Below are 24,576 nucleotides of genomic sequence, written 5' to 3'. Positions count from 1 at the left end.
CGATGTCGATTGCCGCAGAACGCAAAGCGGAAGTCATCAAGAAGAATGCAACCAAGACCGGCGACACCGGTTCGCCTGAGGTTCAGGTCGCGATCCTGTCGGAACGCATCGCCAACCTCACCGAGCACTTCAAGACCCATGGCAAGGACAACCATTCCCGCCGCGGCCTGTTGAAGCTGGTGTCCACGCGCCGTTCGCTTCTCGACTATGTGAAGCGGAAGGACGAGGCGCGCTACAAGTCGCTTCTCGAGAAGCACAACATCCGTCGCTGACGGAAGCACGCGCGCATCACTGCGCGCGTTTTTGCATGATCCGGACAGATCATGCGTCGACCAACGCGCGGACAAATCGAAAAGTCCACGCGGCGTGTCCAGCAGCAATCCGGCGGCTGGGCGAAGACGGGCAACGGCCCGTCGCACGGGCCGATATTTTCGAAATCGCCCGTACCATCGGAAGGATGGACGCCATTCGAAATTCAAGAACCATGGCAGGATCGCCGGACGCTGACGCGATATGTTCGCGCGATCAGCGTCCCGCAATCTTGCGCATGGTTTTTGTATTTCAGGCGTCCGTTCTTTCGTAAACCCATGAAAGAACGATCCAATGTTTAAATCTCATTCAGTCGAAATCGACTGGGGCGGGCGTCCGCTCAAGCTGGAGACCGGCAAGATCGCCCGTCAGGCCGACGGCGCTGTCGTCGCGACCTATGGCGAGACCATCGTGCTCGCCACCGTCGTCGCCGCCAAGTCGCCGCGTGAAGGCGTCGACTTCCTGCCGCTCACCGTCGACTATCAGGAAAAGACCTACGCAGCCGGCCGCATTCCCGGCGGCTACTTCAAACGCGAAGGCCGTCCGACCGAAAAGGAAACGCTGGTTTCCCGCCTGATCGACCGCCCGATCCGTCCGCTGTTCGCCGACGGCTGGCGCAACGAAACCCAGGTCATCGTCACCGTGCTGTCCCATGACATGGAAAACGATCCGGACATTCTGGCGCTGGTCGCATCGTCCGCCGCGCTGACGATCTCCGGCGTGCCGTTCATGGGCCCGATCGGCGCCGCGCGCGTCGGTTTCATCAACGACGAGTACGTCCTCAATCCGACCCTCGACGAGATGGCCGACACCAATCTCGATCTCGTCGTCGCCGGCACCGCAACCGCCGTGCTGATGGTGGAATCGGAAGCCAAGGAACTGAACGAAGACATCATGCTCGGCGCCGTGATGTTCGGCCACAAGCACTTCCAGCCGGTGATCAAGGCGATCATCGAACTGGCTGAAAAGGCCGCCAAGGAGCCGCGCGAGCTCGTCACCACCGTCAACGCAGACCTTGAGAAGGAAATTCTCGGCATCGTCGAGCAGGACCTGCGCAAGGCCTACGGCATCGCCGTCAAGCAGGACCGCTACGCCGCGGTCGGCGCGGTCAAGCAGAAGCTGCTTGAGCATTTCTTCAAGGACGGCGTCGAAGAACGTTACGAGAAGCTGCGCGTCCTCGACGTGTTCAAGGAAGTCGAAGCCAAGATCGTGCGCTGGAACATTCTCGACACCGGCCGGCGCATCGACGGCCGCGACCTGAGCACTGTCCGCCCGATCGTCGCCGAAGTCGGCGTGCTGCCGCGCGCCCACGGTTCGGCGCTGTTCACCCGCGGTGAAACCCAGGCGCTGGTGGTCACCACCCTCGGCACCGGCGAAGACGAGCAGTACATCGACTCGCTGTCGGGAACCTACAAGGAGCGCTTCCTGCTCCATTACAACTTCCCTCCCTACTCGGTCGGCGAGACCGGCCGCCTCGGCGGCACCAAGCGTCGCGAAATCGGCCACGGCAAGCTCGCCTGGCGCGCGCTGCATCCGGTGCTCCCGGCGCCGCACGAATTCCCGTACACGCTGCGCGTCGTCTCGGAGATCACCGAGTCGAACGGCTCATCGTCGATGGCGTCGGTTTGCGGCGCTTCGCTGGCGCTGATGGATGCGGGCGTTCCGCTGAAGCGGCCGACCGCGGGCATCGCGATGGGCCTCATCCTGGAGGGCGAACGTTTCGCGGTTCTGTCCGACATTCTCGGCGACGAGGATCATCTCGGCGACATGGACTTCAAGGTGGCCGGCACTGAGACCGGCATCACGTCGTTGCAGATGGACATCAAGATCGCCGGCATCACCGAAGGGATCATGAAGCAGGCCCTCGCCCAGGCGAAGGACGGACGCATCCATATCCTCGGCGAAATGGCGAAGGCGCTCACCAACGCCCGCGCCGAGCTCGGCGAACATGCGCCGCGCATCGAGGTGCTGCAGATCCCGACCGACAAGATCCGCGACGTGATCGGCACCGGCGGCAAGGTAATCCGCGAAATCGTGGAAAAGACCGGCGCCAAGATCAACATCGAGGACGACGGCACCGTGAAGGTGGCTTCCGCCAACGGCGAGTCGATCCGCGCCGCGATCAAGTGGATCAAGTCGATCACCTCCGATCCGGAAGTCGGCCAGATCTATGACGGCACTGTCGTGAAGGTGATGGAGTTCGGCGCGTTCGTGAACTTCTTCGGCCCGAAGGACGGCCTCGTTCACATCAGCCAGCTCGCGTCCAACCGCGTGCAGAAGAGCTCCGACGTCGTCAAGGAAGGCGACAAGGTCAAGGTCAAGCTGCTCGGTCTCGACGATCGCGGCAAGGTGCGCCTGTCGATGAAGGTCGTCGATCAGGAGACCGGCGAAGATCTGGAAGCCAAGCAGAAGGCCGAAGGCGTCTCCGCAGCGGAGTAAGCTTTCAAAATAATGTGTTACCTAAGGGGCGGCATTTTGCCGCCCCTTTTCGTTATGGGGGTATAACGCGAAACCGGATTGAGCCGGCGGCGTATCGTTCAAACGGCCAATCACGGCTGCGTCCCGATCGACCATCTCCAGGGAGAGATTTCATGTCCGCATTGTCTCGTCGCCATTTCATGACCGCAGCCGCAGGCCTCACCGCCGTCGCAGCCGCGCCGCGATCCGTCTTCGCCCAGGCGGCGCCAGCCCCCGCCGCAACAGCGCCCGCCGCCACCGGCCCCTTTGTCCTGCCGCCGCTGACTTACGCGACCAACGCGTTCGAGCCGCACATCGATGCCAGGACCATGGAAATCCATCACGACAAGCATCACGCGGCCTATGTCGCGAACATGAACGCGGCCGCCAAAACCAACCCTCAACTGGGCACCACGCCGATCGAGAATATTCTTGGCAACATCAACGCCCTGGATGACGGCATTAAATTCACCGTGCGCAACAATCTCGGCGGTCACGCCAATCACACCATGTTCTGGGAGATCATGGGTCCGAACGGCGGCAAGCCGGAGGGCGAGGTTCTCGCTGCGATCACCAGCGATCTCGGCGGCATGGAGAAATTCCAGACCGATTTCAACGCCGCCGGCGGACGCCAGTTCGGCTCCGGCTGGGTGTTCGTCACGGTCTCGAAGGCAGGCAAGCTCGCCATCGAGACGCGCCCCAATCAGGATTCGCCGCTCATGGACGGCAAGCGTGTGCTGATGGGCAACGATGTGTGGGAGCACGCCTATTATCTGAACTACCAGAACCGGCGCGCCGACTATCTCAAGGCGTGGTGGAACACGGTGAACTGGGCGAAGATTTCCGAGCGCTATGCGGCGGCGAAGGCCGGCACGCTCGGCGTGTAAATCTCGAGACAAAAGATCATCGGCATGAAGGGCGGCATCCACGGCCGCCCTTTATTTTCGACAGCCGTCGATTCCTGCAACGGCGACAAAGCGTACCATCACGGAAAACTTTTCTCCACATCATCGAATCCGTATACGCTCACGAAAAAACGGGAGGACGTGGTTCGATGATGCAACTCTACTGGTGTCCGCGTTCCCGCTCGTTCTCAGCCTTGTGGCTCATGGAAGAAGTCGGACAACCTTATGAACGCGCGCTGATCGATATTACGACCGGCGCACAGAAGACGTCCGAATTTCTTGCGATCAATCCGATGGGCAAGGTGCCCGCGCTGAAAGACGGCGACGCCACCGTCGCCGAAGCCTCGGCAATCTGCGCCTATGTCGCGGAGCGTTATCCCGAAGCCAAGCTCGCGCCGCCCGTCGGCGATCCGCGCCGCGCGAAATATCTGCAATGGCTGTTCTTCTCGCCGGGCTGCATCGAGCCTGCGATGATCGAGATTTTCACAAAGATCAGCGTGCCGACCTCCACCGCCGCATGGGGCAGCGCGGCCCAGGTGTTCGACGTGCTGGATGCCGCGCTCGAAAAGGGACCGTTTCTGCTCGGCGACATGTTCACAGCCGCGGACATCATGATCGGCTCGGGACTGAATTTCGCGACGCGGCTGTTCAAGATGGTGCCCGCACGTCCGTCATTCGATCGCTATATCGACGCCTGCTCGGCGCGCCCCGCATTCCAGCGCGCGACCGAACTTGCGGCAGGATGACGATCAGCCATACCACGTCGTCATCCTGAGGTGCACGCACTTGCGCGCCTCGAAGGATGGCGGAATTCACAATCATCATCCTTCGAGGCCTGGCGTGAAGAACGCCTCGCCCTTCAGGATGACGACGAGCTACTCACTATCGGACGCCTTCAGCGCATCCGGATGCGGCATCGAGATGATGTTGTAGCCGGAGTCGACGAAGTGAATTTCCCCGGTGACGCCGCCGGACATATCCGACAACAGATAAAGCGCGGTGCCGCCCAGTTCATCGAGCGTGACGCCGCGTCCCAGCGGCGAGTGCTTCTGCTGGAAGGAGAACATGGCGCGCGAATCGCCAATGCCCGAACCCGCCAGCGTGCGCACCGGGCCTGCGGAAATCGCATTGACGCGAATGCCCTGGCGGCCGAAGTCCGCAGCGAGATAGCGCGTCGAGGCTTCCAGCGCCGCCTTGGCCACGCCCATCACGTTGTAGTTCGGCATCACGCGGGTCGAGCCGCCGAAGGTCAGCGTCACGATCGAGCCGCCGTTCGGCATCATCTCCGACGCGCGCTTGGCCACTTCAGTAAAGGAGAAAACAGAAATCACCATGGTCCGTGAGAAATTCGCGCGGGTGGTGTCGGCGTAGCGGCCCTTCAGCTCGTTCTTGTCGGAAAACCCGATGGCGTGGACCAGAAAATCGATCGAGCCCCACTTCTCCTTCATCGCAGCGAAAGTGGCATCGACGCTGGCAATGTCCTCGACATCGCAGGGCAGGACCAGCGCAGCGTTCAGCGACTCCGCCAGCGGCTTGACGCGCTTGCCGAGCGCATCGCCCTGATAGGTGAAGGCGAGTTCGGCGCCCTGCGCGTGCAGCGCTTTCGCGATGCCCCATGCGATCGAATGATCGTTGGCGACGCCCATGATGAGCCCGCGCTTGCCTTGCATCAGTCCATTCATCAATTTGACTCCGTCATGCCCGGCCTTGTCCCGGGCATCCACGTCTTCCGAACGTGGACAGGATTAAAGACGTGGATGCCCGGGACAAGCCCGGCCATGACAAAATTTACGTCGATCATCGTTGCAATGTGCCGATCTTCGACAGACCGCATTCTTCGACAGACTGCATTGAGACAACTACGCATCCATCCGCTTGAACACCAGCGTCGCGTTGGTGCCGCCGAAGCCGAAGGAGTTCGACAGCACCGTGCCGACCTTCACATTGTCGATGCGCTTGCGCACGATCGGCATGTCGGCGAACACCGGATCGAGCTCCTGAATGTTGGCGCTCTCGCAGATAAAGCCGTTGTTCATCATCAGCAGCGAATAGATCGCTTCCTGCACGCCGGTGGCGCCGAGCGAATGCCCGGTCAGCGACTTGGTCGCGGAAATCGGCGGGCACTTGTCGCCCGCGCCGAACACGGCGCGAATGGCGTTGATTTCCGGCGGATCGCCGGCCGGCGTCGAGGTGGCGTGCGGATTGATGTAGTCGATCGGCGTCTTCACCGTCTCGAGCGCCATACGCATGCAGCGCTCCGCGCCTTCGCCGGACGGCGCGACCATGTCGTAGCCATCGGATGTCGCGCCGTAGCCGACGATTTCGCCGTAGATCCGCGCGCCGCGCGCTTTGGCATGTTCGAGCTCTTCCAGCACGACCACGCCCGCGCCGCCGGCGATGACGAAGCCGTCGCGGTTGACGTCATAGGCGCGGGAAGCGGTGGTCGGTGTTGCGTTGTATTTCGAGGACATCGCGCCCATGGCGTCGAACAGCACGGACAGCGACCAGTCGAGTTCCTCGCATCCGCCGGCGAAGATGATGTCCTGCTTGCCGATCTGGATGGTCTCGTAGGCGTTGCCGATGCAGTGGTTCGACGTCGCGCAGGCCGACGAGATGGAGTAGTTCACGCCCTTGATCTTGAACCAGGTCGCGAGCGTGGCCGACGCCGTGGACGACATGGCCTTCGGCACCGCGAACGGTCCGACGCGTTTCGGACCCTTGGTGCGCGTGATGTCAGCGGCTTCGACAATGGTGCGCGCGCTTGGGCCGCCCGATCCCATGATGATGCCGGTGCGGATGTTGGAGACGTCCGACGGCTCAAGTCCGGAATCCTGGATGGCCTGCTCCATCGCCACGTGATTCCAGGCCGCGCCCTCGGCAAGAAAGCGCATGGCGCGGCGGTCGATCACTTCCGATGGATTGAGGCTTGGCGCGCCGTGAACCTGGGAACGGAATCCGAGCTTGGCGTAATCTTCCGCCCGCGAAATTCCCGGCTTGGCCTCGTAGAGACTCGCGAGCACTTCCTGAGTGTTGTTACCGATGGACGAGACAATGCCCATCCCCGTGATGACAACCCGCCTCATGATTTCTCGTCCTTGCTAATGTTGCGCTTGGAAGTCCGCGCTTTTGATTGCCCCAATGCCGGCCCTGATCGCCGGCAACTCCGAAGCCCGATTCCTCACGGGCTCAACAATCCTGCATCATGTTCCCGGCTGCAATGCGGCATCTTGCTGGAATAACCCGACCTTCAAATCCTTGGCGCGATAGATGATCTCGCCATCGGCGGAAAGCGTTCCGTCCGCCACGCCCAGCACCAGTTTCGAACGCATGACGCGCTTGATGTCGATGTTGTACACAACCTTGGTGACATTCGGCAGAACCTGCCCGGTAAACTTGAGTTCGCTCAAACCCAGCGCCCGGCCGCGGCCGAGGCCGCCGGTCCAGCCGAGATAAAAGCCGACCATCTGCCACAGCGCGTCGAGGCCGAGGCATCCCGGCATCACCGGATCGCCCTTGAAATGGCAGCCGAAAAACCAGAGGTCCGGTTTGACGTCCAGCTCCGCGCGAATCAGACCCTTGCCGCTTTCCCCGCCGGTCTCGTTGATCTCGGTGATCCGGTCGAACATCAGCATCGGCGGCAGCGGCAGCTGGGCATTGCCGGCTCCGAACAGCTCACCCCGGCCACAGGCCAGGAGTTCTTCATAGGAATAGCTGTTCCGGCGGTCTTTCATCTTGATCCCTTATTTTGACATGCCGGTCCTGCGGCGGCCCCGCGGTCGTCTAACATAGGCCTACGATGGGTCAAAGTGGCCCGTCGGGGTCCGATTCGGGGCCGTTTTTAACCAAAAGCCCCCGCCGCCAGTTGCGAAAAACTTGCATGTAAGTGCATCCTTTCCTATAGTGCCTTGCAACAGACCTTAATTGCGGGCGGATACGTGGCGCCCGGTAAGTATTGAGTGATCCGATGACCGACGTTGTGACCACCGTCACCAAACAGGACGAGCTCGATGGCCGCCACGGCCATGCGCCGGCTCTCACCGGTTGCCCATGGCATGACGTCAATGAAATGCTGCAGTCGGTCGGTCTGCGTCCGACCCGTCAGCGCATGGCGCTGGGCTGGCTGCTGTTCGGCAAGGGCGGCCGCCATCTGACCGCGGAAATGCTCTACGAAGAAGCGACCCACGCCAAGGTGCCGGTGTCGCTGGCGACCGTCTACAACACGCTCAATCAGCTCACCGAGGCAGGCCTGCTGCGTCAGGTCAGCGTCGACGGCACCAAGACCTATTTCGACACCAACACCAGCGCGCATCATCACTTCTACATGGAAGGCAATCACGAGCTGGTCGATATTCCGGACCCGAATCTCGTGCTGCAGAAGATGCCGGACGTGCCGGAAGGCTACGAGATCAGCCGCATCGACATGGTCGTGCGCCTGCGCAAGAAGCGCTGAAACGCGTTCAATCGTCATTGCCGGGCTTGACCCGGCAATCCATCATTCCCGGATAAATTTTTGATGTGATGGATGCGCGGATCAAGTCCGCGCATGACATCTCGTTATTTGGCAGCCTTCGTAGAACGTTGTTCAGTTCACCTTCTCGTCGGCATAGACGCCCCACAGGCGCTGCTGCTCGATCCAGCCGTCGAAACCGTTGCCGGTGACGCGGCACCAGCCGTCGTTGCAGCGCCTCACGGTGGCGACAACGCCGGCCTGAAGCTTCGCCGCAACGGCGCTGGACGAATCGGGATTGTCGTAGATCGGCGCAAGATCATCCTTCTTCTTCATGGTGACGACCGCGGTGCGCTTGCCCGACAGCAGCGAGTGATAGACCCAGCCTTCCGCGCCTTCGGAATCGCGCACGCGCCGCCAGTTCTCGAACTCCGCGGTGATTTCAACCGGCAACCCCGAGCGGGTATAAATCCAGGTCACGTCCTGATCCTTGGTCGGACCGGCACGGACGTTGACGTGGTCGGATTTCAGGCTGACGTAGCGCGGCACCGGCAGGCCGCTCGCCGCAACCACCATCTCTTTCGCGGCAAGACCCGGCGCACACGAAGCGATCCAGACCGTGCAGACCGCCGCAAGCGAAGAAAATTTCCTGACAAACCCCATAGCATCGTCCTTCGTGCGGTCCCCAACGCCGCTCCCGCCGCCGCCCGGATGCCGCGCTTTCGGAACCCCGAGACCCGCAAAGACCCTTTGGGTTCTCCGGGGGTTACCTTGGGGTTCTTGTCTTGGCGCGGCCTTCTGCTAGAGAGGGACCAGAGGCCAAGGACCTGAAAAGCTGCGAAAAGCTCACCGGACCGGCAGCGAATTCCTACCTTCGAACAGGCCGGTTAATGTGGACTGAACGGCCGGGCGAAAGCGCCGGAAACAATCAGAGGGGACCGTTGGGAGAATGATTCCGGGTAAGAAAAGGCCTCTGGTGGTGGTCACGCGAAAGCTGCCCGACAGCACCGAAACGCGCATGCGCGAGCTTTTCGATACCCGTCTCAATCTCGACGACACGCCGATGACGCAGGCCCAACTGGCCGAAGCCGTCCGCGCCGCCGATATTCTGGTTCCGACCGTCTCCGACGAAATCACCGCCGAGATTCTCAACCAGTCCGACCTGCGGCTGAAGCTGATCGCGAATTTCGGCAACGGCGTCGACAACATCGACGTGGCGGCGGCGATCGCACGCGGCATCACCGTCACCAACACGCCGAAGGTTCTGACCGAAGACACCGCCGACATGACCATGGCGCTGCTTCTGGCTGTGCCGCGCCGCCTGATCGAGGGCGCCTCCGTGCTGATGGAAGGCCGCGAATGGGCCGGCTGGTCGCCGACATGGATGCTCGGCCATCGCGTCGGCGGCAAACGGCTCGGCATCATCGGCATGGGCCGGATCGGTCAGGCGCTGGCGCGCCGCGCCCACGCTTTCGGCATGCAGATCCACTATCACAACCGCCGCCCGGTCGCGCCGCAGATCGAGGAAGAATTGCGCGCAACCTACTGGGACAGCCTCGACCAGATGCTGGCGCGCATGGACTTCATCTCGGTGAACTGTCCGCACACGCCGGCGACGTTCCATCTGCTCTCGGCGCGGCGGCTGAAACTGATCCGCAAGGATGCCTACATCATCAACACCGCGCGCGGCGAGATCATCGACGAAGCGACGCTGACCAAACTGATCGAGGACGGCGAGATCGCGGGCGCCGCGCTCGACGTGTTCGAGAACGAGCCTGCGGTCAATCCCAAACTGGTGCGGCTGGCGAAAGCCGGCAAGGTCGTGCTGCTGCCGCATATGGGCTCGGCCACCATCGAGGGCCGCGTCGAGATGGGCGAGAAGGTGATGATCAACATCCGCACCTTCCTTGATGGCCACCGTCCGCCGGACCGCGTGCTGCCGGGCGTGGCGTAACGCCTATCGCCTTCGTTTCTGCTTCGCCTTCCACTCCGCCACGAATGCAATGAAGGCGCTCAAGGCGGGCGGCGGCTGGCGGCGGCTCGGATAGTAAAGGAACGGCCCCGGGAACGGCGGCAGCCAGTCTTCGAGCACGCTGACGAGTTTGCCCGCCCTCACGTCGTCACGCACATAGCCTTCAAACGTCGCCCAGAATCCGGCGCCGTCATGCACAGCCTGCAGCATCAGCCGGAGATTGTTTCCGACCAGCACCGCCTGCGGCGACACCTTGACCATGCGCCCGTCTTTCTCGAACTCCCAGTCCGGCATCGCGCCGCTCGCGAACACGGTACGAAGGCATGAATGCGCGAGCAGGTCTTCCGGCTTTTTCGGACGGCCCCGCTGCGCGACGTAATCCGCTGACGCGACCACCGCGTAACGCTCCGGCGGGCCGAGCGAGAGCGCGATCATGTCCTGCGCCAGATGCTCGCCATAGCGCACGCCGGCTTCGAAGCCCGCCGCGACAATATCGACGAATGAGGTTTCGGCGATGATCTCGAGTTCGATCTGCGGATGTTTCTTCAGAAACGGCACGACCATCGGCTGAATCACGAGATCGATCGCAGGCAGCGGCGCATTGATGCGCAGCCGGCCGGACGGCACGCCGCGCAGGCCCCTGACCTGATCCAGCGCCTCGCCGACATCATGCATCGCAGGCGCGATACGTGCGAGCAACAGTTCGCCGGCCTCGGTGAGAGCGACGCTGCGCGTTGTGCGATTCATCAGCCGCACACCCAACCGCTCTTCCATGTCGCGCAGGCGCTGACTGAGGCTCGACACCGAGACGCGCTGCTCCACCGCCGCCCGCCGGAAATTCAGGGTGCGGGCGACGGCGACAAACGCCTCAAGGTCGCGCAGGTCAAAATCCTTCATTGTTCGATATAATGAACACGCTATTTAAGATTGTCTATCTTATCGTTTAATGCGGATTGCCTCATATCAGCCTCGTCATTGCGGCCGGAGAGACCGGCCCGCGTCACGAAGGAGAACCACCATGGATATTCGCAGACTGGGCGCCACCGGTCCCAAGGTTTCCGCCATCGGTCTCGGCTGCATGGGCATGTCGGATTTTTACGGCCCGGCCGACCGCGCCGAGAGCATCGCCACCATCCACGCCGCACTCGACGCCGGCATTACCCTGCTCGACACCGGCGATTTCTACGGCATGGGCCACAACGAACTGCTGATCCGCGAAGCGCTCGCCGGCCGCAGCCGCGACAATCTCCAGATCAGCGTCAAGTTCGGCGCGCTACGCGACCGCCGTTACGGCTTCAACGGCATCGATTGCCGTCCGGCGGCAATCAAGAACTTTGCCGCCTATTCGCTGGTGCGCCTCGGCGTCGATGCCATCGACATCTATCGTCCGGCGCGACTCGATCCCAATGTCCCGATTGAAGAAACCATCGGCGCGATGGCGGACCTCGTGAAGGCCGGCGACATCAAGCATATCGGTCTGTCGGAAGTCGGCTCCGAGACCATCCGCCGTGCCCATGCCGTGCATCCGATTGCCGATCTTCAGATCGAATATTCGCTGATCTCACGCGGCATCGAGAACGACATCCTCGCGACCTGCCGCGACCTGGGCATCGCGATCACCGCCTACGGCGTGCTGTCGCGCGGCCTCATCAGCGGTCACTGGTCGAAAGCAAGCGGCCCGCAGGATTTCCGCGTCCTGAGCCCGCGCTTCCAGGCCGGCAATGTCGATGCCAACCTGGCATTGCTCGAACCGCTGCGCGCTGTGGCCGCCGATCTCGGCGTCACGGTCGCGCAGATGGCAATCGCCTGGGTGGCGACGCAGGGACAGGACATCGTGCCGCTGGTCGGCGCGCGGCGGCGTGAGCGCCTCACCGAGGCGCTTGGCGCGCTAAATGTGAAACTGTCGCCTGCGCATCTTGCGACGCTGGACAAGGCCTTCCCCCTCGGCGTCGCAAAGGGTGAGCGCTACGCGCCCGAACAGATCGCGCATCTCGACAGCGAAAAGCGCGTCCACGCATAACATCAGCGATGCGCCGACAGATCCGTGATCGTCGGCGCATCTCCATTCAGCGGGTTTGATGGATCGCGCGCGTAACGCAACGTCTCGAACCGCATCGCGCGAGCATCGATCATCACCAGCCGCCCGACAAGGCTTTCGCCGAAGCCGACGATTTCTCTGATCGCTTCCAGCGCCATCATCGAACCGAGCACGCCGGCCAGCGCGCCGAGCACGCCCGCCTCCTCGCAGGTCGGCGTGGTGCCGGGCGGCGGCGCCTCCGGAAACAGGCAGCGATAGGTTGGATTCAACTCGCCTTTGTCATTTACGCCGTGCGCGCGGACCGTGGTCAGCGACGCGTCGAACACCCCGAGCGCACCCGCAATCAATGTTTTCTTCGCAAGATAGCACGCGTCCGACACCAGATAGCGCGTGGCGAAATTGTCCGAGCCGTCGACAATCACATCGTAGCCGCCGATAATATCCATCGCGTTCGTCGCGTTGAGCCGCACCGCATGGGTGCTCAACACGACATGCGGATTGAGCGCCAGAATCCGGTCGGCGGCGCTGTCGACCTTCAATCGCCCGACATCCGGCGTGGCGTGAATGATCTGGCGTTGCAGGTTGGACAGCGACACCTCGTCGTCATCGACCACGCCCAGCGTACCGATCCCAGCCGCCGCCAGATACATCAGGCCCGGCGCGCCAAGCCCGCCCGCGCCGATCACCAGCACCCGCGCCGCCTTCAGCGCCGCCTGACCGGGACCACCGACCTCGCGCAGCACAATATGGCGCGCGTACCGCTCCAGTTCCTCTGATGTCAGCATTCCGGTGTCGTCACCTTCGCGTCAGATATTTTGCCCCGGCTGTCGAACCAGCGCGTCATCACAGGGGACAAACCATCATTATACTGGAGCACGATCTTGTCCGAAAACCGGTATCCACTTTTCGGGATCATGCTCTATGCTCAGACGCGCTTCTTACCAGCTATGAGACCAATCATGAAACTGCCGCTCGCCAGTGCCGCGATGCTGGCGGCCCTGCTCGGGACCGCTGCTGCGCAGACGCCGCCCGCCCGGCAAGCGCCCCCGGCCGCCCCGGCGATCAAGCCGAAGCCCGTCGCCACGGTGCCGATCCGGCCCGCCACCCAGACCCCGGCCGACACGGCCAATGCCATGGCGCAGGCCGATCGGCTTGCGATCCAGTCGGATCTCGCCTGGGTCAGCCTCTATAACGGCACGATCACCGGCGAAGTCAGCGAGCGGATGGTCAACGCCATCAAGACATTCCAGAAGGATCACGGCGGCAAACAGACCGGCGTGCTGAACCCGCAGGAACGCGGCGTGCTGCGCGCCGAAGCGAAAAAGCTGCAGGACAATGTCGGCTGGAAAATCGTCAGCGACGCCACCAGCGGCGCGCGCGTCGGCCTGCCGACCAAGCTGGTGCCGCTGATCGTCAGCGACATTTCAGGCACCAAATGGTCGTCCGCCACCGGCAGCATCCAGATCGAATTTGCCCGCCGCAAGGAAGCCGGCGCCACGACAGCAACTGTCGCCGACAAGGAGAAGAAGCTCAACGCGCGCAAGATCGACTACAGCGTGGTGAAGCCGGATTTCTTCGTGCTGTCCGGATCGCAGGGCCTGAAGAAATTCTACGTGCGCGGCCAGACCCGCGACGACGAGGTCCGCATCCTCACCATCATGTACGATCAGGCCACCGAGGGCACGATGACTCCCGTCACCGTGGCGATGTCGAGCGCCTACAATCCGTTCCCCGGCAATGCCGTGGCGCAGAACCTGCCGCCGCCGCGCAAGAAGGTCGAATACTCCACCGGCATTATCGTCGGCGCCGACGGCACCATCGTCGCCGAGCGTCAGGCCACCGACGGCTGCGTGACCATCGCGGTGCCGGGCTATGGCAATGCGACCCGCATTGCCGATGACGAAGCACGCGAACTGGCGCTGCTTCGAATCTACGGTGCCGGCGGATTGAAGCCGCTGGCGCTATCCGGCAATGGCGCAGCAAAATCCAGTGTCAGCATCACCGGCATTTCCGATCCGCAAAATCAGGGCGGCCGCAACGCCGTGACCACTCTCGCCGCCGTGGCCGCGCCCGCCGGCGCCGACATGACCCTGTCGCCGGAGCCTGCGGTCGGCTTCTCCGGCGCTGCGGCCATCGACAGCGATGGAAAATTCGCCGGCATCGCGCGGCTGAAGCCCGCCGTCGTTGCAGGACCGGCCGGCATCCCGCTGCCGTCGCAGGCGCTGCTGGTCCCGGCGGATTCGGTGCGCGAATTCTTGCGGGCGAAAGGCGTGACCGTTGCCTCAGGGCCAGTCGATGCGAAAGCCTCGGTGCTGCGGCTGGTGTGTGTACGGAAATAATCCGGCCGCTCGCAGCAAAACTGGCGTGGTTGCATCGCAATCACCCGCGCTCCCGGCCAGGAAAGGAGCGCGCACGGAATCGTCACCATCCCGCCTTATGCGCTGAACTCCGTCACCATTTTGACATTTCGTTTGTGTGGCAATTCAGCCCATGCGAATCCCGCAACCGGCCGCCCCCGGCTTGCACCGAACGCTGTTACTTCTGGCAACTCGGGCACCAGAACGTCGATCGCCCGTTCTGCGTGAATCGCGTCACCGTGCCGGAGCATTTCGGCGTCGTGCATGGCTGGCCCTCGCGATCATAGACCAGAAACGAGTGCTGGAAATAGCCGAGCTCGCCGTCGGTCTGGCGGTGATCGCGCAGCGACGAGCCGCCCGCCTTGATCGCTGCGTTCAATACGGTGTGAATCGCCGTCACCAGATGTTTCGCGCGATCCGTCGGCCCGCCCTTGCGATCGGCCAGCGTCGACGCCTGGCGCTTCGGCGACAGATGCGCGCGAAACAGCGCCTCGCAGACATAGATGTTGCCTAATCCCGCCACCACGCGCTGATCGAGCAATGCGGCCTTCAGCGAAGTCTTCTTTCCCGCGCAGGCATGCGCCAGCATCGCGGCGTCGAACGCGTTTCCCAAAGGCTCAGGGCCAAGCCCGCGCAGCAGCGGCTCCGCATCGAGGTCCTTGCGCGCAACAATCTTCATGTAGCCGAAGCGGCGCGGATCGTTGAACGAGATCACAGCACCCGACGCCATGTGAAACACCACATGATCATGGTTGCGATTCTCGCTGCGTGGATAGTGAAATTCGCCCGGCCGGCTCTCGCCTTCGGGCAGCACCACGCGGAACGACCCCGACATGCCGAGATGCATCAGGAGCACGTCGCCGCTGTCGAGATCCGCCATCAGGTATTTGGCGCGGCGGCCAAGGCCCGTCACCACATGGCCTTCCAGCCGCGCCACAAAATCCTTCTGAAACGGAAACCGCAGACCGTCACGGCGAGTCTCGAGCCGTGAAATGCACTGGCCCTCCATCACCGGCTGCAGACCGCGGCGGACCGTTTCGACCTCGGGTAATTCAGGCACCGGCTGCGCTCATGCGACGTTGTCATCCTCGCTGAAGGTGATGTGATTGGAGAACGGATCGTACACGGTCACCGTGGTCGCGCCCCACGGCTGCTTCTCGAGGCCGGGGCGCATGTAGTTGTAGCCCTTTGCCATGAGTTCGGCATGAAAACCGGCGACTCCGACGGTTTCGATGGTGATGTGTATGCCGGGCGAGCCGGAGCCATGGTGCTCGCTCAGGAACAGCTGAACGCCGCTACGCGAAATGCCCATGAACAGCGGCAAGTCAGGCTCGTGCCGATGCTCGAAATCGACCTTGAAACCGAGATAATCCAGATAAAACTCGCGCGCCTTGCGGATGTCGAACATCCGCAGAATCGGAATGACTTTGGTGAATTGAACAGACATAAAAGTCCCTTTCAATGTCGCGCATTAACCCTGATGCCCGGCATTTTCGGTGCATGCGCCCGCGACGCGGTATGTAGCGCGCTGTCGCGCGGCAGGCTATGGTCCCGCCGCAAAAAGCCGCCTGGATTGGATGAGTATGGAACGGCCTGACGGAACGACGCATTTCGGCTTCCGCGACGTGGAGCTCGGCGACAAGCAGACGCTGGTGAACGAGGTGTTTCACAGCGTGGCGAAGCGGTACGACCTGATGAACGACCTGATGTCCGGGGGCATGCACCGGCTCTGGAAAGAGGCGATGATCACCGCGCTGAATCCGCCGCGCGGCGACGCGCCGTTCGCACTGCTCGACGTGGCTGGTGGCACCGGCGATATTTCCTTCCGCGCGGCGAAAGCATCCGGCAGCGGATTTCATGCCACCGTCTGCGACATCAACGGCGAGATGCTCGCCGTCGGCCGCGAGCGCGCCGTGGCGCAGCGTCTCGATCATCAGGTGTCGTTCGTCGAAGGCAACGCCGAATCCCTCGCCTTCCCGGACAAGAGCTTCGACGCCTACACCATCGCATTCGGCATCCGCAACGTGCCGCGCATTCCCTTGGCCTTGAGCGAGGCCTATCGCGTGCTGAAACCCGGCTCGCGTTTTCTGTGCCTGGAATTCTCGTCCGTCGATGTGCCAGGCCTCGACAGGATCTACGACCTGTTCTCGTTCAACGTGATCCCGCAGCTGGGCAAGGCCGTGACCGGCGACGCCGAATCCTATCGCTATCTGGTGGAATCGATCCGGCAGTTTCCCAAGCCGAACGCCTTCGCCGACATGATCCGCGCCGCGGGCTTCTCGCGCGTCAAATACGACGTCATGTCCGGCGGCATCGTCGCGCTGCATTCAGGCTGGCGTTTGTGATCGCAGCTCTCACTCATACCGCAAGGCTGGCGCGCGCGGCTTACGTGTTCGCGCGCGAAGGCGTGTTCGGCTTTGCCGATCCGTCGTCACTGCCGCCGCAGGCGGTGCTGCCGATCAGGATCGCGCGGCTGATCGAACGGCGCGGCGCAGCTACCAGCGGACGGTTGTCCCGCGCGCTGACGCGGCTCGGTCCCACGTACGTCAAGCTCGGCCAGTTCCTTGCCACACGGCCGGATGTGGTCGGCGTCACCATGGCGCGCGACCTGGAGAATCTTCAGGACCGCCTGCCGCCGTTTCCCCAAGCTGAAGCCGAAGCCGTGATCGTCACCGCGTTCGACAAGCCTGTGGCGCAGGTGTTTGCAAGCTTCGGCGAATCCGTCGCCGCCGCCTCCATTGCCCAGGTGCATCGCGCCGAGGTCGAGAAGGACGCTGTGCGCACGCCGGTCGCGGTCAAGGTGCTGCGCCCCAATGTCGGCGGGCGCTTCCGCAAGGATCTCGGCGATTTCATGTTCGTCGCGCGCAAGATGGAAGCGGTCTCCGCTGAAGCGCGTCGCCTGCGTCCGGTCGAGATCGTCGATACGCTGGCTCGCTCGGTGGCGATGGAAATGGACCTGCGGCTGGAAGCAGCCGCGCTGTCCGAAATGGCGGAGAACACCCGCGACGATCACGACTTCCGCGTGCCGACGGTGGACTGGGACCGCACCAGCCATCATGTGCTGACGATGGAATGGATCGACGGCATCGCACTGAACGATCGCGCCAGGTTGGAGGCCGCGCAGATCGACCTGCCGGACCTCGGCCGCAAGGTGATCCAGAATTTCCTGCGTCACGCCCTGCGCGACGGCTTCTTCCACGCCGACATGCACCCCGGCAATCTGTTCGTCGATGAGGTTGGGCGTCTGGTCGCGGTCGACTTCGGCATCATGGGCCGGCTCGGCCTCAAGGAGCGGCGCTTCCTCGCGGAAATTCTGCTGGGCTTCATCACGCGCGATTACCGCCGCGTCGCCGAGGTGCATTTCGAGGCGGGCTATGTCCCCGCGCATCACTCGGTGGAGAATTTCGCGCAGGCCATCCGTGCCATCGGCGAGCCGATCCACAACCGCGCCGCCGACGAAATCTCGATGGCGAAACTGCTGTCGCTGCTGCTCGAAGTCACCGGCCTGTTCGACATGCGCACGCGGCCCGAACTGATCCTGCTGCAGAAGACCATGGTGGTGGTGGAAGGCGTGGCCCGCGGCTTCGACCCCAAACTCGATATCTGGACCACCGCCGATCCCGTGGTGCGCGAATGGATCGAGCGCAATCTCGGACCGCGAGGCAAGATCGAAGGCGCGGTGGCGGGCGCGGGCGAACTCGGCCGCGTGCTGTCCGGGCTGCCGGCGATTGCCGCGCGCTCGATCGCGGTGCTGAACCAGTTCGAGGACATGACCCGCAACGGGCTGGTGCTGGCGCCCGAAACGGTCGCCGCCATCGGCAAGGCCGAAGCCCAGCGCAATCGTTGGCAAACAGTGGCACTCTGGGCGATCGCGCTGACGTTGATGGCCATTCTCTGGATCATTCGCTAAACTGATAGCATTGCAGTCATGATTTGATTGCATTGCAATCATTTGCTATAAACTGCTCGTACGGGAGCATTTTATGGCCAGTCTGACCGTCCGGAAGCTCGACGAAGCCCTCAAAGCCAGCCTCCGGTTGCGCGCCGCCCAAAACGGCCGCTCAGTCGAGGACGAGGTGCGGGTGATCCTGCGCGGGGCCACGGAAGGACACGCGGACGTTACGGCGCCGAGGGCTCCCGAAGTGAAGTCAGCCCTCAGGCCGCAGCGCGCGCACACCGTGACAGACAAGCCCCGCGTCACGCTCATCATCGGCGGCGGCATCGCTGCCTACAAGGCGCTTGATCTGATCCGGAGGCTCAGGGATCGCGGCGTCCATGTCCGCTGCGTCATGACCCGCGCCGCGCAGCAGTTTGTCACACCGCTCACAGCTTCTGCACTGGCCGACGAGCGCTGCTACACGGACCTGTTCGATGCCCAGAGCGAGTTTGACGCCGGCCACATCCGCCTCGCCCGCGACACCGACCTGATTGTCGTGGCCCCCGCCACCGCCGACCTGATGGCAAAAATGGCGCAGGGCCATGCCGACGATCTCGCCACCGCGATCCTGCTGGCGACCAACCGACCGGTGCTGCTGGCACCCGCGATGAACCCCCTGATGTGGGCCAATGCCGCCACCAGGCGCAACGTCGCGCAGCTCGCGCGTGACGGCATCCATTTCATCGGCCCGAATTCCGGCGAGATGGCGGAGGCCAACGAGGCCGGGGTCGGCCGCATGTCCGAACCGCTGGAAATCGCCGCTGCTGCCGACGCCATGCTTCGCCCGCCGCAGCCGAAACCTCTGGCAGGCAAGAAAATCCTGATCACCGCAGGGCCGACCCACGAGCCGATCGACCCAGTGCGCTACATCGCCAACCGCTCATCCGGCAAACAGGGCTATGCCATTGCCGCATCCGCGGCGGATGCGGGCGCCGACGTCACGCTGGTCTCAGGCCCGGTCGATCTCGACGATCCTCCCGGCGTTCGCGTCATCCGTGTGGAATCCGCGCGCGACATGCTGGCGCAGGTCGAGGCTGCGCTGCCGGCGGACATCGCAATCTTTGCCGCCGCGGTAGCCGATTGGCGCGTCGCCAATGCCGGCGACCAGAAGATCAAGAAGACATCCGCTGGCATGCCGCCCCTGCAACTGGTGGAGAATCCCGACATTCTCGCCACTGTGTCGAAACTCAAGCAAAACCGGCCGCAACTTGTGATCGGGTTTGCAGCGGAGACCCAGAACCTGATCGAGAACGCCACCGCGAAGCTGAAACGCAAGGGCTGCGACTGGATCGTCGCCAACGATGTGTCGCCGGCAACCGGCGTCATGGGCGGCGACCGCAACACGGTCCACGTTCTTACGCTGGATAAAGCCGACGTCGCTGTTGATGTCGCTATTGATTCCTGGCCGGTGATGACCAAAGAGGAGGTCGCCGACGCCCTCGTGGCGAAGATCGTGACGACCGCAGGACAACAGCCCGCATGACATTGAGCATCACCGTCGAGATTCAGCGCCTGCCGCACGCCGAAGGCCTCACGCTGCCGGCCTATCAGAGCGCCCATGCTGCCGGTCTCGACCTGCTTGCTGCGGTTCCACAGGACAGGCCGCTGACGATGGCGCGCGGGCAACGCGCGCTGGTGCCGACCGGGCTGATGATCGCGGTGCCGCCGGGCCACGAGGCGCAGGTCCGGCCGCGCTCTGGCCTCGCGCTCAAGCACGGCGTGACCGTTCTCAACGCGCCGGGCACGGTGGACGCCGACTATCGCGGCGAAGTTTCAGTGCTTTTGATCAATCACGGCGACGAGCCGTTCACGATCCGGCGCGGCGAACGCATCGCCCAGCTTGTCATCGCTGCGGTGACGCAGGCAAATCTGGTGGAGGTATCGGCGCTGTCGTCTACGGATCGCGGCAGCGGCGGGTTTGGTTCCACCGGAAGGTAGATAGATTCCATTCAGGGTCGAATCGCACCGCACAACCGCTGACGCGGGCATTATTTCGCAGTGCGATTCACGTTCACGGTCTGGACTCTTACCCGGCGACTCCTCTTGAGGATATTGTCGTTCGATTCGTGTGAGCGGCGGTTGGGATAGATCATGTTAGGCGTGATCGAGGGGATGCGGCGGACCTTGCTGTCGTGCACTTCGATTGTGCGCGGAGGCGCGATCGGCCTTGGGGCGGCCGCATTGTTCGGCGGCGCGCCGGCTTTCGCACGCGATGGTATCCTCGACAGCGCGTTATCCCTCGTGTCGGGTTTTGACCGGCAGGAAATTGCAGCACTCAGCCTCGCCGCGGCGGTCCTCGGGTTCTCGGTGGTTGCCGCCATCCTTCTGATGCGGACGCGCCTGCGCGCGGCGCGCATCGAGTCCCGGCTGCTGTCTGACAACCAAGCGCTCCAGCTCGAAGCCGACCGCTTCCGCGCGCTACTGTTCGCCGAGCCGCAGGTTCTGATTTCATGGGCAGCGGGCGAAGACCGCCCCGATATCTCTGGCGACGTCTCGCTGCTGATGCCGAATGGCTCCGACCAGTACAGCCCGCAGCGTGTGCTCGCCTTTGGAAGCTGGCTGCTGCCCGAGCAAGCGCTCGCCATGGACCACGCCGTCGACAAGCTGCGGGAGGCAGGCGAAGGGTTCGTGCTCAATCTCTCCACTGCGGCGGGGCGCTCCATCGAGGCGATGGGCCGCGCCATCGGCGGACAAGCGATCGTCCGGATTCGTGAACTCTCCGGGGTCCGGATGGAGCTGGCCGAGCTCGGCATCCGCCACAATCGTCTGCTGGAAGAAACCAGAGCGCTCAGCGCGTTTGCCGCCGCCGTGCCGCTTCCGGTATGGGCGCGGCGCAGCAACGGCACGCTGAGTTTCGCCAACGCGGCTTATGCGCGGGCCGCCGATGCAGGTTCGGCGGCGGACGCCATCGAGCGCAATCTCGAATTGCTCGACCATGACGATCGCGGCCACATGACGCAAGCGCTGGCCGGCGGGAATGTCTTTCAGGCCCGCGTTCCCGTGGTCACCGGTGGCCAGCGGCACATCTTCGACATTCACGCGATCAACGTGGCAGGCGGCAGCGCCGGGATTGCCGTCGACGTGACCGAGGCCACCAACCTGCGCGCCGCGCTGGAGCGGATGGCGGAAGCACACCGCCGCATGCTCGACCAGCTTTCGTCCGGCGTGGCCGTGTTCGACGCGTCGCGGCGGCTGACCTTTTACAACGATTCCTATCGCCGGCTCTGGGATTTCGACCGCGCCTTTCTCGACGACAATCCCGACGATTCCAGCGTACTCGACAAGCTCCGCGTCGCGCGCAAGATTCCCGAGCAGCCCGATTTCCGCGCCTGGAAGAACAAGCTGTTCGAAGCGTATCGCGCCATCGAGCCGGCCAAGGACACCTGGTATCTGCCGGACGGCCGCGCGCTCAGCGTCGTCACCACACCCAATCCGGAAGGCGGGGTCACCTATCTGTTCGACGACGTCACCGAAGGCCTGAAGCTGGCGCGGCAGAATGACGGCCTGATCCGGGTGCAGCGCGAGACGCTGGATAATCTGGCGGAAGCCGTTGCCGTGTTCGGCAGCAACGGCCGCGCACAACTGTTCAACCCGCCATTTGCCCGGATGTGGAAACTGTCGCCCGAGGTGCTGGCGCAGCAGCCGCATATCGAAACCATCGAACAGTTGTGCCGGCCGCTGTTCGACGACAACGCGACATGGCAGACGCTGCGCGCCGCCATCACCGGCATCGACGACCGCATCTCCGTTCCGCTCAAGCTCGAACGCAAGGACGGCAGCGTGCTGGATTGCACCACCATCCCGCTGCCCGACGGCGCGACCATGCTGACCTTCCAGGACGTCACCGACACCGTAAATGTCGAACGCGCGCTGCGCGAGCGCAACGAGGCGCTGGAAACCGCCGATCAGATGAAGATCGATTTCGTCCATCACATGTCGTACGAGTTGCGCGCGCCGCTGACATCGATCATCGGCTTTGCGCACTTCCTCAGCGATCCCTCGACCGGACCGATGACATCGAAGCAAAGCGAGTATCTGGGCTACATCACGACGTCGACCGATGCGCTGCTCGCCATCAGCAACAACATCCTCGATCTCGCCACCATCGATGCCGGTGCCATGAAGCTCAATCTCGGGCCGGTGAATCTGCGCAAGACCGTGGAAGAAGCAACCGCCGGCATCAAGGATCGCCTTGCCCAGGAAAACATCCGGCTCGACGTCGAGATCGATCCCGCGATCGGCGATTTCATCGCCGACGAGCGCCGCATCGTTCAGGTGCTCTACAATCTGCTTGCCAACGCGGTCGGTTTCTCGCCGCCGAACAGCACAGTGATGCTGCGCGCACGGCGCAACGCCGGCAATGTGGTGTTTTCCGTGTCCGACAGCGGCCCCGGCATTCCCGAAGAGGTCAAGGACAAGGTGTTCGACTGGTTCGAGAGCCATGCCAATGGCTCGCGTCATCGCGGCGCCGGACTGGGCCTCTCGCTGGTCCGGTCGTTTGTCGAACTGCACGGCGGCAAGGTCCATGTCGACTCCGTGGTCGGCAAGGGCACCACGGTGATCTGCGAGTTTCCCGTCGACCAGTCCTATCGCAATGCCGCGGAATGAACGAACCCTCGACATTCCAGACTGCCCTCGCCAATGAGGCTGCGACTGCGCAGTTGATGGCCGACCTTGCGTTGCTGTTGAGCGCGGGCGACGTCATCACGCTGACCGGCGATCTCGGCGCGGGCAAAACTGCCGCCGCTCGCGCGCTGATACGGTATCTGGCGCAGGACGACGAACTCGAAGTGCCCAGCCCCACCTTCACGCTGGCGCAAACTTACGACATGTCACCCTTTCCGGTGCTGCATGCCGATCTCTATCGCGTCAACGATCCCGACGAACTGGAAGAAATCGGATTGTCGCCACTGCCGGACGGCACGGTAGCGCTGATCGAATGGCCCGAGCGCGCCCCGGATATGCTGCCGCCCGATCGTATCGACATCGCACTCAGCCATCGGCCGTCGCTCGGCTCCGGCGCACGCGCCGCCGAAATCACGGGCTTCGGAAAACTGGCCGGGAAAGTCGAGCGCCTTGCCGCATTGCGCCGCTTTCTCGAACTCGCGGGCAGCCTCGACGTCAAGCGCCAGCGCATGCCGGGCGATGCTTCGACGCGCTCCTACGCGCGGCTGATCAAAGGCGATCAGTCCACCATACTGATGAATTCGCCGCGGCGGCCCGACGGCCCGGCCCTGTACGACGGCAAGTCCTACAGCGAGGCGGTGCATCTCGCCGAGGACGTCAAGCCGTTCGTCGCCATCGCCAACGGATTGCGCGAGCGCGGCTATTCCGCGCCTGCGATCCACCACGCCGATCTGGAAGACGGCTTTCTGATTACCGAAGATTTTGGCCGCGACCTGTTCATCGAAGGCACTCCGCCGAAGCCCATCGTCGAGCGCTACCAGATTGCGGTGGACATGCTGGCCGCGCTGCACCAGGAGCAATTGCCGGACATTTTGCCGCTCGCGCCGCACCTCGACTACACGGTGCCGCCGTTCGACGACAATGCGATGATGATCGAGGTCGGTCTGATGCCGGAATGGTATCTGCCCGATAAAGGCGTGACGCTGACCAGCAACATGCAGGCGGACTTCCTGCTGATCTGGCAGGACCTGTTCGCCAAGGTCGCCGACGCGCCGCGGACCTGGATGCTGCGTGATTTCCATTCGCCCAACCTGATCTGGCTCGCGCACCGCAAGGACATCGGCCGGGTCGGCCTGCTGGATTTCCAGGACGCCGTGATGGGACCGGCGGCCTACGATCTGGTCTCGCTGCTGCAGGATGCCCGGATCGACATTCCGGAAAGCGTCGAGATCGCGATGCTCGCCCGCTATGCGAAGGAACGAAAGGCCGCGGATGCCGGCTTCGAGCCCGCCGCCTTCGTGCAGCAATACGCCATCATGTCGGCGCAGCGGAATACCCGGCTGCTGGGCACCTTTGCCCGCCTCAACCGGCGGGACGGCAAGCCGCAATATCTGAAGCATCAGCCCCGGGTGTGGACCTACCTCAACCGCGCCCTGGCCCATCCGGCTCTGGAAACCTTCCGGGAATGGAGCATCGCCCACATCCCTCCACCCGCGCCCTGAAAGCCTAACTTCGCACAAGTTCCCTT

General features: G+C 63.3%; 22 protein-coding genes. 14 read left to right on the top strand and 8 right to left on the bottom strand.

The genetic code is table 11. The features are described from left to right. Positions 1-2: 2 nt before the first annotated feature. The 4 genes from rpsO (at position 3) to LVY71_RS01665 (ending at position 4,417) form a co-directional block, all read left to right on the top strand. Positions 3-272: a 30S ribosomal protein S15 gene (gene rpsO, locus LVY71_RS01680; protein ID WP_019199072.1), complete on the top strand. Its 270-nt coding sequence runs from the start codon at positions 3-5 to the stop codon at positions 270-272. Between the two features lie 331 nt (positions 273-603). After that, entirely contained in the window at positions 604-2,748 is a 2,145-nt protein-coding gene (gene pnp / locus LVY71_RS01675) for a polyribonucleotide nucleotidyltransferase (protein ID WP_235097567.1), read from the top strand. A gap of 152 nt (positions 2,749-2,900) precedes the next feature. Beyond that, a complete protein-coding gene (locus LVY71_RS01670) occupies positions 2,901-3,653 on the top strand; it encodes a superoxide dismutase (protein WP_235097564.1) in 753 nt (250 codons plus the stop codon). Positions 3,654-3,820: 167 nt separating this feature from the next. Next, positions 3,821-4,417 (top strand): glutathione S-transferase family protein, encoded by a 597-nt coding sequence (locus tag LVY71_RS01665; protein ID WP_235097562.1) that lies wholly within the window; start codon positions 3,821-3,823, stop codon positions 4,415-4,417. Positions 4,418-4,546: 129 nt separating this feature from the next. Here LVY71_RS01665 and fabI read toward each other — a convergent pair whose 3' ends face one another. The 3 genes from fabI to fabA all read right to left on the bottom strand — a co-directional run bounded on the left by fabI (position 4,547) and on the right by fabA (position 7,402). Beyond that, the gene (gene fabI, locus LVY71_RS01660; RefSeq protein WP_235097560.1) at positions 4,547-5,353 is read right to left on the bottom strand and encodes an enoyl-ACP reductase FabI; all 807 of its coding nucleotides are present in this window, start codon (positions 5,351-5,353) and stop codon (positions 4,547-4,549) included. Positions 5,354-5,530: 177 nt separating this feature from the next. After that, a complete protein-coding gene (fabB, locus tag LVY71_RS01655; protein ID WP_235097558.1) occupies positions 5,531-6,754 on the bottom strand; it encodes a beta-ketoacyl-ACP synthase I in 1,224 nt (407 codons plus the stop codon). A gap of 117 nt (positions 6,755-6,871) precedes the next feature. Continuing rightward, positions 6,872-7,402: a 3-hydroxyacyl-[acyl-carrier-protein] dehydratase FabA gene (gene fabA, locus LVY71_RS01650; protein ID WP_235097556.1), complete on the bottom strand. Its 531-nt coding sequence runs from the start codon at positions 7,400-7,402 to the stop codon at positions 6,872-6,874. A 233-nt stretch (positions 7,403-7,635) separates the two neighbouring features. Here fabA and irrA point away from each other — a divergent pair, with 233 nt between their 5' ends. Next, complete coding sequence (irrA, locus tag LVY71_RS01645) at positions 7,636-8,121, top strand: iron response transcriptional regulator IrrA (protein WP_283842495.1); 486 nt, start codon at positions 7,636-7,638, stop codon at positions 8,119-8,121. Between the two features lie 132 nt (positions 8,122-8,253). Here irrA and LVY71_RS01640 read toward each other — a convergent pair whose 3' ends face one another. Next, a complete protein-coding gene (locus LVY71_RS01640) occupies positions 8,254-8,781 on the bottom strand; it encodes an SH3 domain-containing protein (protein WP_235097554.1) in 528 nt (175 codons plus the stop codon). Positions 8,782-9,067: 286 nt separating this feature from the next. On the opposite strand from LVY71_RS01640, the gene LVY71_RS01635 reads away from it, so the two are divergent. After that, entirely contained in the window at positions 9,068-10,072 is a 1,005-nt protein-coding gene (locus tag LVY71_RS01635) for a 2-hydroxyacid dehydrogenase (protein WP_249788389.1), read from the top strand. Between the two features lie 3 nt (positions 10,073-10,075). Here LVY71_RS01635 and LVY71_RS01630 read toward each other — a convergent pair whose 3' ends face one another. Then, positions 10,076-10,987, bottom strand: coding sequence for a LysR family transcriptional regulator (locus LVY71_RS01630; protein WP_235097552.1), 912 nt, complete (start codon positions 10,985-10,987; stop codon positions 10,076-10,078). 121 nt (positions 10,988-11,108) lie between these two features. Between LVY71_RS01630 and LVY71_RS01625 the strand changes: the two genes are divergently transcribed. Beyond that, on the top strand, positions 11,109-12,110 hold the full coding sequence (locus LVY71_RS01625; RefSeq protein ID WP_235097550.1) for an aldo/keto reductase: 1,002 nt from the start codon (positions 11,109-11,111) through the stop codon (positions 12,108-12,110). 2 nt (positions 12,111-12,112) lie between these two features. Here the strand turns inward: LVY71_RS01625 and LVY71_RS01620 are convergent, their stop codons facing one another. Then, positions 12,113-12,913: a HesA/MoeB/ThiF family protein gene (locus LVY71_RS01620; protein WP_235097548.1), complete on the bottom strand. Its 801-nt coding sequence runs from the start codon at positions 12,911-12,913 to the stop codon at positions 12,113-12,115. Positions 12,914-13,087: 174 nt separating this feature from the next. On the opposite strand from LVY71_RS01620, the gene LVY71_RS01615 reads away from it, so the two are divergent. Next, positions 13,088-14,467 carry a peptidoglycan-binding protein gene (locus LVY71_RS01615; protein ID WP_235097546.1) on the top strand — a complete coding sequence of 460 codons (1,380 nt, stop codon included), beginning with the start codon at positions 13,088-13,090 and terminating at the stop codon, positions 14,465-14,467. A gap of 196 nt (positions 14,468-14,663) precedes the next feature. Here the strand turns inward: LVY71_RS01615 and mutM are convergent, their stop codons facing one another. Both mutM and LVY71_RS01605 read right to left on the bottom strand, forming a co-directional pair. Continuing rightward, on the bottom strand, positions 14,664-15,545 hold the full coding sequence (gene mutM / locus LVY71_RS01610) for a bifunctional DNA-formamidopyrimidine glycosylase/DNA-(apurinic or apyrimidinic site) lyase (protein WP_235097544.1): 882 nt from the start codon (positions 15,543-15,545) through the stop codon (positions 14,664-14,666). A 9-nt stretch (positions 15,546-15,554) separates the two neighbouring features. Continuing rightward, positions 15,555-15,932, bottom strand: a complete 378-nt coding sequence (locus tag LVY71_RS01605; protein WP_235097542.1) for a glyoxalase superfamily protein — start codon at positions 15,930-15,932, stop codon at positions 15,555-15,557. Positions 15,933-16,068: 136 nt separating this feature from the next. On the opposite strand from LVY71_RS01605, the gene ubiE reads away from it, so the two are divergent. From ubiE to tsaE, 6 genes are all read left to right on the top strand, one after another. Then, entirely contained in the window at positions 16,069-16,830 is a 762-nt protein-coding gene (ubiE, locus tag LVY71_RS01600) for a bifunctional demethylmenaquinone methyltransferase/2-methoxy-6-polyprenyl-1,4-benzoquinol methylase UbiE (protein ID WP_235097540.1), read from the top strand. After that, positions 16,827-18,395: a 2-polyprenylphenol 6-hydroxylase gene (ubiB, locus tag LVY71_RS01595; RefSeq protein WP_235097538.1), complete on the top strand. Its 1,569-nt coding sequence runs from the start codon at positions 16,827-16,829 to the stop codon at positions 18,393-18,395. The genes ubiE and ubiB overlap by 4 nt, the downstream gene beginning before the upstream one ends. Positions 18,396-18,468: 73 nt before the next feature. Then, a complete protein-coding gene (coaBC, locus tag LVY71_RS01590; RefSeq protein WP_235097536.1) occupies positions 18,469-19,905 on the top strand; it encodes a bifunctional phosphopantothenoylcysteine decarboxylase/phosphopantothenate--cysteine ligase CoaBC in 1,437 nt (478 codons plus the stop codon). Continuing rightward, positions 19,902-20,360, top strand: a complete 459-nt coding sequence (gene dut, locus LVY71_RS01585; protein ID WP_235097534.1) for a dUTP diphosphatase — start codon at positions 19,902-19,904, stop codon at positions 20,358-20,360. The genes coaBC and dut overlap by 4 nt, the downstream gene beginning before the upstream one ends. Before the next feature lie 153 nt (positions 20,361-20,513). Continuing rightward, positions 20,514-23,030 (top strand): PAS domain-containing sensor histidine kinase, encoded by a 2,517-nt coding sequence (locus LVY71_RS01580; RefSeq protein ID WP_235097531.1) that lies wholly within the window; start codon positions 20,514-20,516, stop codon positions 23,028-23,030. Further along, positions 23,027-24,550 carry a tRNA (adenosine(37)-N6)-threonylcarbamoyltransferase complex ATPase subunit type 1 TsaE gene (tsaE, locus tag LVY71_RS01575; RefSeq protein WP_235097530.1) on the top strand — a complete coding sequence of 508 codons (1,524 nt, stop codon included), beginning with the start codon at positions 23,027-23,029 and terminating at the stop codon, positions 24,548-24,550. Before LVY71_RS01580 ends, tsaE begins: the two co-directional genes overlap by 4 nt. The last annotated feature ends 26 nt before the right edge of the window (positions 24,551-24,576 follow it).

The sequence above is a fragment of the Bradyrhizobium sp. G127 genome, assembly GCF_021502575.1.
Taxonomy (GTDB): domain Bacteria; phylum Pseudomonadota; class Alphaproteobacteria; order Rhizobiales; family Xanthobacteraceae; genus Afipia.
This window is presented reverse-complemented; position numbering and strand designations above follow the sequence as displayed.